This is a genomic window from Pseudomonas sp. URMO17WK12:I11, from assembly GCF_007677725.1.
Classification (GTDB): domain Bacteria; phylum Pseudomonadota; class Gammaproteobacteria; order Pseudomonadales; family Pseudomonadaceae; genus Aquipseudomonas.
The window spans coordinates 441,119-456,918 of sequence record NZ_VEDF01000002.1; the positions used below are offsets into that span (position 1 = coordinate 441,119).

Consider the following 15,800-nt stretch of genomic DNA (forward strand, 5'->3'; position numbering starts at 1 on the left):
CTTAGCCCTCCAGGCGGATGCTGAGCTGCCCGAGCACGGGGGCGGCGCCCCAGCAATGGCCCAGCATTGCGCGGAATTCCGGCTCAGGGACAGGTTTGCTGATGAGGTAGCCTTGCGCCTCATCGCAAGCCTGTTCGCGCAGAAACGCCAGTTGCTCGTGTGTTTCCACCCCTTCGGCCACGACCTTCAGACCAAGGCTGCGCGACAAGGTAATGATGGCCTGGGTGATGGCTGCATCCTGGCTACCAGGGTGTAAACCGCGTATGAATGCCTGGTCGATCTTCACATAGTCGACCGGCAAGCGTTTGAGGTAACTCAGGGACGAATAACCGGTACCGAAATCGTCGATGGCCAATTTTACCCCCAGCGCGTGAAGCTGCTCGAAGGTCGAGATGATGTGCTCGACGCTTTCCAGTAGCTGGCTCTCGGTCAGCTCCAGCTCCAGCAACTGCGGTGTCAGCCCCGTCTCTTCCAGCACCTGCCGTACCAGGCTTACCAGCTTGCCTTGGCGCAACTGGTACACCGAAAGGTTGACCGACACCCGTACCGCAAAGCCTTGCAACGACCATTGGCGCGCTTGCCGACAGGCCTGGCGAAGCACGAATTCACCGATTGGCGCGATCAGCCCGGTTTCCTCTGCCAGGCCGATGAACTGCGCCGGCGGCACCATGCCGCGCTCGGGGTGCTGCCAGCGCACCAGCGCTTCGGCCGCGTGCAGGCGGCCGCTACGCAGGCACAGTTTGGGTTGATAATAAACCGTCAGCTGCCCTTCATCGATGGCTTTGCGCAGCTGGTTCTCCAGCTGCAAGCGCTCAAGCGTGCTGGCGCGAAGGCTTTCGGTGTAGAACTGGAAATTGTCACCGCCCAGATGCTTGGCGTGCTGCTTGGCCATGTCTGCCTGGCCTATCAGGGCTTCGACATCCCGCGTTGCGTCGGACAGCACGCTGATGCCCACCGAAGCGCTGACCACCACTTCATGCCCGTCCAGGCGCTGGGGTTTGCGCAGCTTGTTGAGCAAGCGGGTGGTCACCCGCACCAGGCTCGACAGGTTGCTGTAGCCGTCGAACAGCACGGCGAACTCGTCCCCCGACAGCCGAGCTACCGTATCGGCCTCCGGCACGGCGCTCACGATGCGCCGGGCGATCTTGCGGATCAGTTGATCGGCCAGCTCGTGGCCCAGGCTTTCGTTCAACAGCTTGAAGCGGTCCAGGTCGATGTGCAGCAGTGCCAAACTGCGGCCATTGCTGCGAATCCGCTGCGCCGCTTCTTGCAAGCGCAGCCGGAACAACGAGCGGTTGGCCAGCCCGCTGAGTTCGTCGTAGTGAGCCAGGTAGCGCAAGCGCTCTTCGGAGGCGCGACGCGCCGACAGGTCGGTGAAAAAACCGACCAACTGGCTCACGCGGCCATCACGATCGCGCACGGCCTTCAGTTGCAGCCATTGGGGATGCAATTCACCCAGCTTGCGTGACTCGACCAGTTCGCCCTGCCAGTCTTCGTGCTGCTCGAGCGCTGCCTCGATGGCTTGGCTATGGCGCCGCGCATCACTGTGGCAGGGTAAATCGAACAGCGCCTGCGCCAGTACCTCGCTGCGGTCGTGACCGGTCATCTGGCAGTAGGCCTGGTTGACCGCCAGTACCACCCTGTCGGCACTGAGTATCACCACCCCTTCACTGCAGGCTTCGAACACCGTGGCCGCCAGGCGTTGCTGCTCTTCCAGCGCCTTGCGCGCAGAAATTCGCTGCAGGTCCTGATTCAATGCCTGATTGTGAAAGCGCCGCAGCAAGCTGCACTCCAGCAGCCTATGCACTTGCCAGGCCACCACCAGCAACGCCACCAGCAAGATCAGGCCGAGCCAGCCCCAACCGCGCTGCTGGCCCGCCTCGAACTGGAACAGGAACAGGGTCGGCGGCAGCAGGCAAGGCAAGGCAAAACTGAGAAACGCCGGCAGGCTGACGGCATAGGCGATGCTCGCACTCAAGCTGGCCATGCCCAGCAAGCCGAACACCCACGCCTGTTGCACGAAGTTGTCTTGCGGCACCAGCGCGATGGCGGCACCGGCCAGCGTCAGGCCACTGAACGCAGAACCGAACATGAACATGCGTCGCCAGGCAGGGTTGGCCTGACGTTGCGCTGGGGCATTGTTGAACGCCGTGACCTGAATCAGGCGCAGCGCTACCAACGCCAATAACCAGGCCAGCCCTACCCCCACCAGCAGTCGATGCCCAGGGCGCCACATCAGCCAGGCGCAAAGCAGCCCGTTGAGCAGCATGAACAGAGTGGGCAACAGCGAGCCCTGATACAGCAAGCGGGTACGTTCGACCGACAGTTCGGTGGCGAACTGCCTGCGCAGCTGCTTGGTCATCTCCGACGATACGCCGATCGCCGCGCAGTCCTGGGTCATGGTAGCGAGTCTTGTAGGGTTCTTATTATGGGCAGTGCCGAACGAGCTGCGATCTTACACAACCGAGCGAGCGCACCAAACACCCGATGAACGACAGCTGCAACGGTGAATATTTATACAGTAGATATTTGCCCCATCCCCGCCCTCCCCCTAGAATGGCCGGATGCACACAGATGACCTCTCCCTCCTGCTCAATTCCCTCAACGATGCCCAACGCCAGGCCGTCGCCGCCTCGCTCGGGCGTCAGCTGGTGCTTGCGGGCGCCGGTTCCGGTAAAACCCGCGTGCTGGTGCACCGCATCGCCTGGCTGATCCAGGTCGAGCAGGCTTCGCCGCATTCGATCCTGTCGGTGACGTTCACCAACAAGGCTGCCGCCGAAATGCGTCAGCGTATCGAGCAACTGCTGGGGATCAACCCGGCAGGCATGTGGGTGGGCACCTTCCACGGCCTGGCGCACCGCCTGCTGCGCGCACACTGGCAGGAAGCACGGCTGGTGCAGAACTTCCAGATTCTCGACAGCGACGACCAGCAAAGGCTGATCAAGCGCGTCATGCGCGAGCTTGGCCTCGACGAGCAGAAGTGGCCCGCCCGCCAGGCGCAGTGGTTCATCAACGGGCAAAAGGACGAGGGCCTGCGCCCGCAACATATCCAGGCCGGCGGCGACCTGTTCCTGCAGACCATGCGCGATGTCTACAGCGCCTATGAACTGGCCTGCGAGCGCGCCGGGGTTATCGACTTCTCTGAGCTGCTGCTGCGCGCCCTCGACCTGTGGCGCGATCACCCAGGCTTGCTCGAACATTATCAGCGGCGCTTCCGGCACTTGCTGGTGGACGAATTCCAGGACACCAACGCCGTGCAGTATGCCTGGCTGCGCCTGCTGGCGGGCCAGCAAGGCGGCAGCTTGATGGCCGTCGGCGATGACGACCAGTCGATCTACGGCTGGCGCGGCGCCAAGATCGAGAATATCCACCAATACACGGCGGACTTCCCAGACGCCGAGATGATCCGCCTGGAGCAGAACTATCGCTCCACCGGCGGCATCCTCAAGGCGGCCAACGCCTTGATCGCCAACAACAGTGGGCGCCTGGGCAAAGAGCTGTGGACCGACATGGGTGAAGGCGAGCCGCTGACGCTGTATGCCGCCTACAACGAACACGATGAAGCGCGTTACGTGGTCGAAACCATCGAAAGCCTGATCAAGAAGGGCAGCGCGCGCAACGACATCGCTATTCTGTACCGCTCCAACGCCCAGTCCCGGGTCCTGGAAGAAGCCTTGCTGCGCGAGCGCATCCCCTACCGTATCTACGGTGGCCAGCGCTTCTTCGAACGCGCCGAAATCAAGAACGCCATGGCCTACCTGCGTCTGATCGAAGGTCGTGGTAATGATGCTGCACTGGAACGGGTGATCAACGTGCCGCCGCGCGGCATCGGCGAGAAGACCGTCGAGGCCATTCGCGAGCATGCCCGCCACAGCCAAACGTCGATGTGGCAGGCGATGTGCCAGCTGATTGCTGCAAAAGCGCTCAAAGGTCGAGCCGCCAGTGCCTTGGGCGCTTTCGTCGAACTGATCGAAAGCCTGGCCAGCAAAGTGGCCGACATGCCGTTGCACACCATGACCCAGACGGCCATCGAGCAGTCCGGTCTGATCATCTATCACCAGGAAGAAAAGGGTGAAAAGGGCCAGGCACGGGTAGAAAACCTTGAAGAACTGGTGAGCGCGGCGCGCAACTTCGAAACCAGCGAGGACGACGGCGACCTGTCGCCGCTCTCGGCGTTCTTGGGCCATGCGTCGCTGGAAGCCGGTGATGCCCAGGCCCAGGAACACGAAGACAGCATTCAGCTGATGACCTTGCACAGCGCCAAGGGCCTGGAGTTTCCCTACGTGTTTCTGGTGGGCATGGAAGAAGGCCTGTTCCCGCACAAGATGAGCCTGGAAGAACCCGGCCGCCTGGAAGAGGAACGGCGCCTGGCCTACGTAGGCATTACCCGCGCCATGCGCCAGCTGATCATGACCTACGCCGAGACACGGCGGCTGTATGGTAGCGAGACCTACAACAAGGTATCGCGCTTCGTCCGCGAGATTCCAAGTGGCCTGGTCCAGGAAGTGCGGCTGTCCAACAGTGTCAGCAGGCCGTTTGGCGGGGCTTCCAGTGGTGCCAGCAGCCTGTTCGCCAACGCCGCGATTCCGCAGACGGCCTTCATCCTCGGGCAGCGGGTGCAGCATTCGGTATTCGGTGAAGGGGTGATCCTCAACTTCGAGGGCTCCGGCGCGCAGGCGCGGGTGCAAGTGAACTTCGCCGAAGGCAGCAAGTGGCTGATGCTGGGCTACGCCAAGCTCGAGGCCCTATAGGGCGATGGCAGGCGCCTGGTAATATCAGGCAAAAGCTCGAAACATCTTGCCACTGGCTATGTGCACAGGAACCTGTGCACCATGACGCGCGTGCAATCCACAACAGGGGAAATCCCATTTATGCAACGTTTTCTTAGCATCGCACTGGCGCTCTGCGTTGGCCTGACGCTGAGCCTGGACGCCAACGCCAAGCGCTTTGGCGGCGGCAAGAGCTCTGGCTCCGCGCCTATCCATCAGACCCGCCAGGCTACGCCAACCACGCCTGCAGCCGCGCCAACCGCGCCTGGCCGCGCTCCGGCCGCCGCCAGCGGTGCTTCGCGCTGGCTTGGCCCGCTGGCCGGCCTCGCCGCAGGTGGCCTGCTGGCGTCCATGTTCATGGGTGACGGCTTCGAGGGCCTGCAGATCATGGACTTCCTGATCGTCGGGCTGATCGCCTTCCTGGTGTTCCGCTTCATCGCCGCCCGTCGCCGCCAGCAGCAGCCGCAAATGGCCGCGCCCGGCCACGCGCCATTCCAGCGTGAAGCGCACGGTCAGCCAGCTCAATCGTCGATCTTTGGTGGTTCCGCCGCGCCTGCTGCCGCCGCCCCGGTGATCAACGCCCCGGCGTGGTTCAACGAGCAGAGCTTCCTGGCCGCTGCCCGTAGCCACTTCCAGTCGCTGCAGCAGCACTGGGATGCCAACGAGATGGACAAGATCGCCGAGTTCGTCACTCCGCAGATGCTTGAATTCCTCAAGCGCGAGCGTGCTGACCTGGGTGATGGCTTCCAGTCCACCTACATCGACGACCTCGATGTGCAGCTCGACGGTGTGGATGATCGCGCCGACCGCACTGACGCGACCCTGACCTTCCGTGGTGTATCGAAGACCTCGCGCTTCGACCAGGGCGAGCCGTTCAGCGAAAGCTGGCACATGGTGCGTGCCCAGGGCGACAACCAACCTTGGCTGGTTGCCGGTATCCGTCAAAACGGCTAACCGCTCTGCGGCGCACAAGAAACCCCGGGCCTTCCCGGGGTTTTTTGCTTTTGCCAGAGTGCGCTACTAGGGTATAACGCGCAGCGTTGTCATAAAGGTCAGAGGATGTGAACCGTGGAAGAAGTGATCGAACAACTCCGTGAAGCCAACGAACCCGTGCCTGTTCCGTTGGAGCTTCCCGACGAAGATGATCTGGTCGAAATCGAAGAACAACTGTTCATCAATATCCCGTTCGTGTTCAAGGAGTTTCTCCTGACCGTCAGCGACGTGGTGTACGGCTCGCTGGAGCCGGTGACGGTCACCGATCCGCAGTCGCATACCTATTTGCCTGATGTTGCCGCCAATGCCTGGGATGCAGGTGTACCGCGTGACCTGATTCCGCTGTGCGTCTATGGCGATGACTACTACTGCGTCGAAGAGGACGGCACCGTGGTGCTGTGGTCCGGCGAAGAAGAGATCGTCACCGAAGAAAGCTGGGAATCGGTGTGGCACTGGGCACGGGATGTGTGGCTGGAGAGCTGACAGCGGCTCAGTGTGCAGCACCCTCTTCGCCAGGTCGTTGGCGAAGAGGGCGCGCCGTCAGTGGGAATGATCGCGGTTGTTTTCCAGGGTTTCCAACAAGGCGATCTGCATCTTGGAATGCACGCGAATGAACCAACGCCACAGCACGGCGACCACTACAGCAGCAACCACGGCGATGATCAGCAACAGCTCGTTGGTCGGCAGAATGCTCGCCGAAAGCGCCGACAACAGCAGGAAAATCACCAGCAGCGACAACAGCGGAATCACCTCGGCAATCACTCGCCGAACACGCTGGGTATGCCGCCCGGCCACGTCGGGCTTGACCCCCATCTCGGCCAGCAGCATCGACAGTGCCTTGAGCTTGCGGTAGGCGGCAATCAGGAAGGGTAATGACAGCAACAGCGCTGCGCCCCAGATCAGCGCCTTCTGCTGGCTGACGTCGGTGACCCATTCACTGAGCCAGCTGCCGATGCGCGCCGCGAAATATCCGCCGCTGAAGAAGATCGCGATCACCAGTGCCAGGTTGACGCCTACTTGCAGCAGGATGCGTCGAATCATGGCGGCGAGCATGGCACCTTCGCCCTGGGGCTGGATGCTGCGTAACCACTCGCCATACAGCGACAGGACCCGGGACAAGCGTTGCGGCATGACCTTGCCCAGTTTTTGCGACAGCGGGTCGGCCGCCCGAATCAGGTAGGGCGTCAGCAGCGTGGTGATCGCCGAAACCGCCACCGCCACCGGGTAGAGAAAGTCGCTGGTGACCTGCAAGGTCATGCCCAGCGCGGCGATGATGAACGAGAATTCGCCGATCTGCGAAAGCCCCATGCCCACCCGCAGCGACGTGCGGCCGTCGTTGCCGGCAATGAATGCGCCCATGCCGCACGAGAGCATCTTGCCCAGCACCACCGCCAAGGTGATGACCACAATTGGCCAGGCGTAGTCGATCAGCACCTGAGGATCGATCATAAGGCCGATCGCGACGAAGAAGATGGCGCTGAACAGATCGCGGACCGGCTCGATCAGCCGCTCGATCTTCAGCAGTTGACGCGACTCGGCCATGATCGCGCCGATGAGGAAGGCGCCGAGCACCATGCTGTATTCGAGCTTGACCACCAGCAGGCAGAAGCCGAAGCAAAGCCCGAGCACGGTAATCAGCAGCATCTCGTTGCTGTCGAATTTCGCCACGTAGGCCAACAACCGCGGCACCAGCAGAATGCCGATGACCAGGGCCACGATCATGAACAGCGATAGCTTGCCCACCGTCGAGAACACCTCGCCGGAGCTGACCGAGCCGCTGACGGCGATACCGGACAGCAGGGCAATGATGCCGATGCCGAGGATGTCTTCGACGATCAGCACGCCGAAGATCAGCTGGGCGAAGCGCTCGTTCTTCATCTTCAGGTCGTTGAGCGCCTTGACGATGATGGTGGTCGAGGAAATCGCCAGGATCGCGCCGAGGAACAGCGAGTCCATCGTGCTCCAACCGAACCAGCGGCCGATCTCGAAACCGATCCAGATCATCAGGACGATTTCCAGAAAGGCTGCAATGAAAGCCGTGGCGCCGACCTTGAACAACTTGCGCAGGCTGAACTCCAGGCCCAGGCAGAACATCAGGAAGATCACCCCCAGCTCAGCGAGGGTCTTGATGGTGTCTTCGTCGTGGATCAGGCCGAACGGCGGCGTGTGAGGGCCAATGATGAAACCGGCAACGATGTAGCCGAGCACCACGGGTTGCTTGAGGCGATGAAACACGATCGTCACCACGCCGGCGACGAGCATGATGACCGCCAGGTCCTGGATGAAGCTGATGGCATGCATGGCGCGAGACTCCTTTTCGACTTAGCCGGATGCACCGGGCAGACCGCCCCGCTGCCGAGGCAGGGCCAAGCCAGCAGCAAGTACACACTGTATTGAATGCAGGAAAGCCCATGTTGCATGGGCGTAGTCAGGTTAACATCGCACCCCGCTGCAAACGGCCGGTGCAATATGTAGAAACAGATCGGCCGAACAGGCGTCGTTGCTGGCATGATCGGCGTGACGAACGCGCCGTGTGCCGCGTCTTTTCGTACACAGGCAATCATTTCGCAAGGGGAAACAGAAGTGTCCGCAGATACCCGCCCCGATTCAGCGCAACCAAACCGTGAGCACCCTATGGAACCTGGAAACGCCCAGCTGAGCATGACCGTCCTGATGACCCCGGACATGGCCAACTTTTCTGGCAACGTACACGGTGGCACCCTGCTCAAGTACCTGGACGAAGTGGCCTATGCGTGCGCCAGCCGCTACGCCGGCAGCTACGTGGTCACGCTGTCGGTCGACCAGGTGATTTTCCGCGAGCCTGTGCACGTCGGTGAACTGGTGACGTTCCTGGCATCGGTCAACTACACCGGCAACACCTCCATGGAAGTCGGCATCAAGGTGGTGACCGAAAATATTCGCGAGCGCTCGGTGCGTCACTCCAACAGCTGCTTCTTCACCATGGTCGCGGTCGACGACAACCGCCGGCCCGTGCCCGTACCACCGCGCCAGCCGCAGTCCAGCGAAGAGAAGCGTCGTTTCCTGCAAGGCCAGCAGCGCCGCCAGATCCGCCAGGAGCTGGAAAAACGCTATCAGGACTTGAAGACCGACGCAGGCTAGTGCGCCAGGCGCTGCGCCTCGAAGCGTACCCGCGGGTGGGCAATGCGATCCTGAGCCCGCACCAGTTGCAGTTCGTAGCTGGCGCAGGCCTGGGTTTCCAGCAGCACCTCATGCACGGCCGAGGCGGTGAATTCGAACGCCTGCAGCCAGCTGTCACCCAGCAGCACGCGCGCCAGGAACAGGCCTGAAGTCAGATCTCCCACCCCCACCGGCTGCCGCGGGAACGCCAGCAGCGGACGACGCAGATGCCAGCTGCCCTCGCGGGTCACCAACAGCATCTCGAAGGCGTCCGCCTCGCGGCCGGGATAGGCCAAGTGCTTGACCAGCACCACCTGCGGGCCATGTTCCAGCAGGCTGCGAGCCATATCAGCGCAGTCCTCCAGCGACTGCGCCTGGCGCCGGCAGAAGCTATCGAGTTCAAGCTGATTGGGGCAGAGGATATCGGCCTTGGCAACGGCTTCCCGCAACAGGAAATCACTCACCTCCTGCGGCACGATGCAGCCCTTTTGCGCATGGCCCATCACCGGATCGCACAGGTAAAGGGCTTTCGGGTTGACCGCCTTGATCCGTTCGACCCCAGCCAGAATCGCCCTGCCCTGCTCGGCGCTACCCAGGTAGCCCGAAAGCACTGCATCACAGTTGCCCAGTTCGCCGATGTTGCAAATGCCTTCTACCAACGCAGGAATTTGCGCTGGCGCAAGCACTTCTCCCGCCCACTGGCCATACTGAGTGTGGTTGGAGAACTGCACCGTATTGAGCGGCCACACGTTCACCCCGATACGCTGCATGGGGAACACCGCAGCACTGTTTCCGGCGTGGCCGAACACCACGTGGGACTGGATGGCGAGCAGATGCGGGGTACGTTTCATGCGGGAATTTTCCAAAGCGGTTTGAAATACTGTGCGTCGCGCAGTATGAACTCGATTGCCACCTGTACGACAGGCCAGGGACGCAGTTAAGCTGGTTCGACTTGTTTGGAGCATACGTAAATGTTGACCCTGGAGAACCTCTTCGTGTTGATGGTGGTGGCCACCGCAGGCGCGTGGCTATGGCACAACCACGGGCTGCGCGAGAAGGCCCTCGAGCGCGTCAAACAGCACTGCGCGAAGCTCGACCTCGAATTGCTCGATGACGCCGTTGCGCTCAAGCGGATCGCGTTCGTGCGCGATGCCAGCGGCAAGAAGCGACTGGCGCGGATCTACGCTTTTGAATTCACGGTCACCGGCGAACAGCGTCACCCAGGCACCGTGACCCAGTTCGGCGCTCACAGCGTGCAGATCGAACTTGCACCCTATCCGTTCGAGATCAAGACACCGCCGCGCACGGACAACGTCATCGAGATGCAACAGTGGCGTCAGGAGCACAACCGCTGGCATAACTGACTGGCTGCGGTCAGGGCGCCAGGGCAGTCATCTGCTCAAGCAGCCGGCGATCGCGGCCATCAGCGGCGCCTGCGGCTGGGCTCGCTCGAAGATCAGCTCGATGCGCGAATCGCAGCGCCAGTCGGACTCTAGCCACTGCGGCAGCTCACCCGCCAGTCCGTTGAATGACTGCCAGCCATCCGTGCTGTGGATAACGCCCTTGGCCCGCCGCCACGGCAGGGTGGCAAGCACAGCATGCAAGCGGCTGGGGTCAAACCGCTGGCTCGGATGAAAACGCCAACCGGCACTCCAACCACCCGCTCCACCCCCAGCAGAGAAAAGCGGCGTAGCGGGATCTATCCACAGGGGTGAAAGGGCTGTGGGCAAGTCTCCTTCAGCATGATCGTCCACATCCGCGAGGAGATTTGCCGTTGTGGGCAAGTTGGGCAGTGACTCGGCCCGGAGCCCGCCGTGCTGGGTCCAAACCCTGTGGACAGAATTAAACTGTTTATTTATCAACAACTTATCATCTTCATCCACAAGCTCTGCTTTATTCAGGACGACCAGCCCCGCAACGTCGAGCGCTTGCGCCTGAGCTACGGGTAACTTTTCGCTCCGAGCCAGACTGTGTGCATCGAGCACCATCACCAGCGGCTGTACTGCCAACACGCCGACCCAGGGCGTTTGCCCGAGCTGCCTGAGCACTTGCACAGGATGGCCAAGCCCCGAAGGTTCGATGAACAGCCGGTGAGGCTTGGCACGGCGCAGAAGACGCCCCAAGCCGACCTGGAAAGGCGCGCCATTCACGCAGCACACGCAACCACCCGCCACCTCGCCTATAGCGATGCCGTCACGGTCTTGAGCCAGCAGCGCGGCATCGAGCCCTACTTGGCCGAATTCATTGACCAATACCGCCCAGCGCTCCTGAGGCGGGCGCTGGGCGAGCAGGTGGCGAATCACGGTAGTTTTACCCGCTCCTAGCGGTCCAGCGATGACATGGGTTGGAATGTTCTGGAGCATGTGGGTCTTCAGGGGCAAATGACCACTATGCGCCCTCAGGCCAACCAGTCAAGGCTAAGCAGTAGTCTGCGCTGGTCGCCTGGCGGCGAGCGGTGGATAAGTCCAGCGCCCTCATTTCCCGCCCATCGTTCACCTTTGAGAACGGCCACGTCCCCTGTGCGTAACGTCTGGATGTTATCCACAGGGGGCGCTGCATGCTGCAACCCCTGTCGTGCGATGGCACCCTCTTGCAACCACTCACTGCCAGGCCCTGCATAGGTTGTCAGCAACCGCAGGGGTACGTTATCCACATGAAACCGTGGGCACATTGCCCCCTGCAGGACGCGCAGGCGTAGCCCCACGCGGCGTGCGCCGACCAGGCAGGTGTAAGCCGATACCAGCCATTGCACATCGGCGACGAAACCAGGGTAACCGTAAAAGTCCGCCGCTTCCTCCAGCAGACCTGGGAGGGACGGCTCTGCATGCTCGTCGACCTCCAGCACACGCTGATCAGCCGCCAGCGCGCCAAGACCTACTGCCAATGCCGCAAAATCTTCAACCTGGGCGGGCAAGCGGCGCTGCCACACTGCCAGGTTAACGCCGTCCTGAAAAATCTCCGTCAGTACCGACGGCGAATCACTCGCTACCTGGCGGATATCCACACCCAATCCAGCCGGCGTCATGCCGCCTCCTCAGCATGCCAAGGCCCGAAAGGATCCGGCAGTCGCAACCAAGCCATGGCGCCCAACGCCATTTCATCGTCGGTGAGCAGGCACGCCTCCAGCTCTGTGGATAACCTGGCGAAGTCGACATTCTGCCCAATGAACACCAGCTCTTGCCGGCAGTCGCCGGTTTCGGCGCTCCAGTGTTTGAGAATGTCTGCCGTGCTCTGCTCATCTTGCGGCCAGTGCTCGCGCGGCACGAATCGCCACCAGCGGCCTGCCAGACCGTGCCGCATCATCCCCCCGGCCTGGGACCAGCTACCGGCCTCCTGGAATTTGCTGGCGAGCCAGAAGAACCCTTTCGAGCGCAGCAACCGCCCATTGCTCCAGTCACTGTGAATGAAGTCGTAGAAGCGTTGCGGGTGCAATGGCCGGCGGGCGACCCAGGTACTGGAGGCGATGCCGTACGCTTCGGTTTCAGGTACATGCTCACCACGCAGCTCTTGCAGCCAGCCGGGCGCCTGGGCGGCTTGTTCGAAGTCGAACAGGCCGGTGTCGAGAATCTGTGACAGCGCCACCTCACCCATCACCATCGGCACGATGTGCGCACGCGCGTTGAGCGTGCGCAGAATCGCCATGAGCTCTTCGCGCTCATGCTGGCTGATCAAGTCGATCTTGCTCAGCAGCAGCACATCAGCAAACTCGACCTGCTCGATCAACAAGTCGCTGATCGAGCGCTCATCATCCTCACCGAGCGTCTCGCCACGGCTGGCCAGGCTGTCGGCGGCCTGATAATCGCGCATGAAGTTGAGGCCATCGACCACCGTCACCATGGTGTCGAGCCTCGCCATGTCTGAGAGGCTTCGACCCTGTTCATCGCGAAAGGTGAAAGTCTCGGCTACCGGGAGCGGCTCCGAGATCCCTGTGGACTCGATCAGCAGATAATCGAAACGACCCGCTTCAGCGAGCCGCGCCACTTCTTCCAGCAAGTCTTCGCGCAAGGTGCAGCAGATGCAGCCATTGCTCATCTGCACCAGTTTTTCTTCGGCGCGATTGAGGCTCACGTTGCGCTGCACTTCACTGGCGTCGATGTTGATTTCGCTCATGTCATTGACGATAACGGCAACGCGCAGGTTATCGCGGTTGCGCAGTACATGATTGAGCAGCGTGCTTTTGCCTGCGCCTAAAAAGCCGGACAGCACGGTGACAGGGAGACGGTTGTTCATGGCCAAACCTCATCGAGCGGACGCATTCGAAACGATGCATTTCATTACGTTATAAAGTAACATTACGATTTCGCCAAGACTCGGTTGTCGGAGAATTTCTTGAGCTCGATTATTTGCATGCGCCTGCTACTGATAGCTCTGCTGAGTGCGCCCTCCATCACATGGGCGACAAGCACCTCGCTATCTCGTTGTACGCGTAGCGCTACGCTATTGGCATGCCACAACGCCAACGGCAGTTTTTACAGCATACAGACGGCAGACGAGGATTTAGTTCTGCGCGGGTTCGACAGCGCCACTGGCAGACGCTGGGCTCAGACCAACAGTCGATACGGTAGCCTGAGTTTTTACACAGGATTAGCCAGCGATGGTGAGGTTTGGTTCGGATACAGCCGTCGTATCGGCTGGACTACGGTGAACCGTGTATCGAGTTCAAGCGGGCAGCGCTTCGATCTGCACTGCAGTTTGGTAGGTGGCTGTCGGTAACAGTTCAGCGATGTTCCACGTGGAACATGCACTGCAGCACATGTTCCACGCACAGCACATTCAGCCGACGCTGAGCATCAGGTGCGGGGCTTCACCGTGCCGCAGTCATTACCTAGCCAAACGGCCTTGGTGTTCATACTGCCCTGTTGTTGTACCCCAGACGCGTTGAAAGTGCCGTTCACGGTCGTCGTAAATTCCTTGTCGCTAAGGAAGGTCGCCTGTCCGGTACCCTGGGCCTTGGGGCAACTGAATTCGAACTTCCAGACATTGCCGGTGCGGTCAGTAATCTTTTGAGTGCAACCGGACTTGGGGTCCTGCAGCGGGATGTCGTTGGTCTGCACCTGCTCTGGTGTCAAGCACGAACGCACTCCGTTACCACCGATGGTAACGCCTTGCTTGGCGAGCATGCCTTCCATCATGGCGCGTTGATCCGGCGGCAGGTTTTTCAACTGGCCGAGCATGAACTGCATGTCAGGTAACGGTTTGCCATCGACCTGCATGTTGCTGGTAGTCAGCTCCCACAGGCCAGGCTGCAACATCTGTGCATGCGCCAAGGGGGCGCTCAGGCCCAAGGCCAGAGCCAACAGTGGCAGACGATTTTTCATGAATGAATGCTCCTCGGAAATACCGGCTCAGCAGCCGGACAGAGGCTTAGACGCCAAATCGGCAATCTGGTTGCAAGGGGCATATGTAACGTGTTTTGTTAGCGACCAGGTTTTCGCCAAGCAGGATGCGTATGGATTATCACAGCCCCTATTTCTTCGGCTATGTACTCGGCCTCGTTCACCTGCTGGGCATCGTAGCCGCGCTGCACGCGGTTTTCACCGTCCGCACCGCTCAGGGCGCGATCGCCTGGGCAATGTCGCTGTTCTTCATTCCATACCTCACGCTCATCCCTTACCTGATTTTTGGCGCGCGATCCTTTTATGCGTACATCCAAGCCAGGCGTCAGGCGAACCAGGAAATGCATGTCGCCATGGCCAACCTGAACTGGCGCCCATGGGTGGAGGAAGCGCTCACTGCCAAAGAGTCGGCCAGCTACGCTGCACTGCGCGCCATGCCGAAGCTGGGGCGGATGCCTTGCCTGGCCAACAATCAGGTCAAGCTGCTGATCAACGGCAGGGATACATTCGCTGCAATTTTCGCTGCCATTGAGCAGGCGCGCGAAGTGGTGCTGGTGCAGTTCTTCATCATTCATGACGACAAACTTGGCTGTGCCCTGCAGCAGTTGCTGCTGCGCAAGGCCGCTGAGGGTGTGCAAGTGTTCGTGCTGTACGACCAGGTGGGTAGCCATGCATTACCAGCAAGCTACAGCCGCGCGCTGCGCAAAGGCGGTGTGCAGATCCACGCGTTCGCCACTCGGCGCGGATGGTTCAACCGCTTTCAGGTCAACTTCCGTAACCACCGCAAGATCGTGGTGGTCGACGGCCTGGTCGGTTTCATCGGTGGCCATAACGTGGGCGATGAATACCTTGGCGAATGTCCACCCCTGGCGCCTTGGCGCGACACCCATGTGCAGATAAGCGGACCGGTACTGGCCTGCCTGCAGGAGTCGTTCGCCGAAGACTGGTACTGGGCCACCCGCCAACTGCCGCCGTTGATCCTGCCCGACACCTACCCGGACAACGGCGTACTCTGCCAGGCGCTTGCCAGTGGCCCGGCCGACTCGCAGGAGACCTGCTCACTGTTCTTCATCGAAGCCATCCACTCGGCGAGCAAACGGGTATGGATCACCAGTCCATATTTCATACCCGACGAAGCCGTGTTCGCAGCTCTGCGCCTGGCCGTACTGCGCGGTGTCGATGTGCGGGTGCTGATTCCGTCGCGCCCAGATCATCGCATCGTGTTCGCGGCCTCCAGTCTGTTCGCCTTCGAGGCGGTCAGGGCCGGTGTGCGCATGTTCCGCTACCAACCAGGCTTCGTGCACCAGAAGGTGGTACTGGTCGATGATGAGGTCAGCGCGATCGGCAGTGCCAACCTGGACAACCGCTCATTCCGGCTGAACTTCGAGATCACCCTGCTCACAGTGGATCGCACGTTCGCCAATCAGGTGCAAGCCATGTTGCTCGACGACTTTGCCCAGTCAAAGGAAATCACCGCGGTAGATACACTGGATACACACCGGATCCAGCAACTGGGCATGCGCATCGCGCGCCTGATCTCACCCATCCTCTGAACCCGTCAGGG

At 61.1% G+C, this 15,800-nt stretch carries 14 protein-coding genes; 7 read left to right on the plus strand and 7 right to left on the minus strand.

Translation table 11 applies throughout. The features are described from left to right. Position 1: 1 nt before the first annotated feature. On the minus strand, positions 2-2,401 hold the full coding sequence (locus FS665_RS05325) for a bifunctional diguanylate cyclase/phosphodiesterase (protein WP_145184493.1): 2,400 nt from the start codon (positions 2,399-2,401) through the stop codon (positions 2-4). 163 nt (positions 2,402-2,564) lie between these two features. On the opposite strand from FS665_RS05325, the gene uvrD reads away from it, so the two are divergent. The 3 genes from uvrD (at position 2,565) to FS665_RS05340 (ending at position 6,245) form a co-directional block, all read left to right on the plus strand. After that, positions 2,565-4,751: a DNA helicase II gene (gene uvrD / locus FS665_RS05330; RefSeq protein WP_145184496.1), complete on the plus strand. Its 2,187-nt coding sequence runs from the start codon at positions 2,565-2,567 to the stop codon at positions 4,749-4,751. A 120-nt stretch (positions 4,752-4,871) separates the two neighbouring features. Beyond that, the gene (locus FS665_RS05335; protein ID WP_145184499.1) at positions 4,872-5,723 is read left to right on the plus strand and encodes a Tim44 domain-containing protein; all 852 of its coding nucleotides are present in this window, start codon (positions 4,872-4,874) and stop codon (positions 5,721-5,723) included. A gap of 114 nt (positions 5,724-5,837) precedes the next feature. Beyond that, a complete protein-coding gene (locus FS665_RS05340) occupies positions 5,838-6,245 on the plus strand; it encodes an SMI1/KNR4 family protein (RefSeq protein ID WP_145184502.1) in 408 nt (135 codons plus the stop codon). A 57-nt stretch (positions 6,246-6,302) separates the two neighbouring features. On the opposite strand, the gene FS665_RS05345 is transcribed toward FS665_RS05340, so the two are convergent. Next, a complete protein-coding gene (locus FS665_RS05345; RefSeq protein ID WP_145184504.1) occupies positions 6,303-8,063 on the minus strand; it encodes a cation:proton antiporter in 1,761 nt (586 codons plus the stop codon). A 333-nt stretch (positions 8,064-8,396) separates the two neighbouring features. On the opposite strand from FS665_RS05345, the gene FS665_RS05355 reads away from it, so the two are divergent. Continuing rightward, positions 8,397-8,882 carry an acyl-CoA thioesterase gene (locus FS665_RS05355; RefSeq protein ID WP_145184510.1) on the plus strand — a complete coding sequence of 162 codons (486 nt, stop codon included), beginning with the start codon at positions 8,397-8,399 and terminating at the stop codon, positions 8,880-8,882. On the opposite strand, the gene pdxY is transcribed toward FS665_RS05355, so the two are convergent. Then, positions 8,879-9,751 carry a pyridoxal kinase PdxY gene (pdxY, locus tag FS665_RS05360; protein WP_145184513.1) on the minus strand — a complete coding sequence of 291 codons (873 nt, stop codon included), beginning with the start codon at positions 9,749-9,751 and terminating at the stop codon, positions 8,879-8,881. The genes FS665_RS05355 and pdxY overlap by 4 nt on opposite strands. Before the next feature lie 120 nt (positions 9,752-9,871). On the opposite strand from pdxY, the gene FS665_RS05365 reads away from it, so the two are divergent. Next, a complete protein-coding gene (locus FS665_RS05365) occupies positions 9,872-10,264 on the plus strand; it encodes a DUF3301 domain-containing protein (RefSeq protein ID WP_145184516.1) in 393 nt (130 codons plus the stop codon). A gap of 27 nt (positions 10,265-10,291) precedes the next feature. On the opposite strand, the gene FS665_RS05370 is transcribed toward FS665_RS05365, so the two are convergent. The 3 genes from FS665_RS05370 to zigA are packed head-to-tail and all read right to left on the minus strand — an operon-like array spanning position 10,292 to position 13,130. After that, positions 10,292-11,263 (minus strand): GTP-binding protein, encoded by a 972-nt coding sequence (locus FS665_RS05370; protein WP_145184519.1) that lies wholly within the window; start codon positions 11,261-11,263, stop codon positions 10,292-10,294. 35 nt (positions 11,264-11,298) lie between these two features. Beyond that, positions 11,299-11,925: a DUF1826 domain-containing protein gene (locus FS665_RS05375; protein ID WP_145184521.1), complete on the minus strand. Its 627-nt coding sequence runs from the start codon at positions 11,923-11,925 to the stop codon at positions 11,299-11,301. Further along, entirely contained in the window at positions 11,922-13,130 is a 1,209-nt protein-coding gene (zigA, locus tag FS665_RS05380; protein WP_145184523.1) for a zinc metallochaperone GTPase ZigA, read from the minus strand. Before zigA ends, FS665_RS05375 begins: the two co-directional genes overlap by 4 nt. Positions 13,131-13,247: 117 nt before the next feature. On the opposite strand from zigA, the gene FS665_RS23645 reads away from it, so the two are divergent. Then, complete coding sequence (locus FS665_RS23645; protein ID WP_256674997.1) at positions 13,248-13,613, plus strand: glutamine synthetase; 366 nt, start codon at positions 13,248-13,250, stop codon at positions 13,611-13,613. A gap of 77 nt (positions 13,614-13,690) precedes the next feature. On the opposite strand, the gene FS665_RS05390 is transcribed toward FS665_RS23645, so the two are convergent. Further along, positions 13,691-14,218 (minus strand): DUF3617 domain-containing protein, encoded by a 528-nt coding sequence (locus FS665_RS05390; protein WP_145184525.1) that lies wholly within the window; start codon positions 14,216-14,218, stop codon positions 13,691-13,693. Positions 14,219-14,349: 131 nt separating this feature from the next. Between FS665_RS05390 and cls the strand changes: the two genes are divergently transcribed. Beyond that, complete coding sequence (gene cls / locus FS665_RS05395; protein ID WP_145184527.1) at positions 14,350-15,789, plus strand: cardiolipin synthase; 1,440 nt, start codon at positions 14,350-14,352, stop codon at positions 15,787-15,789. Positions 15,790-15,800 lie beyond the last annotated feature (11 nt).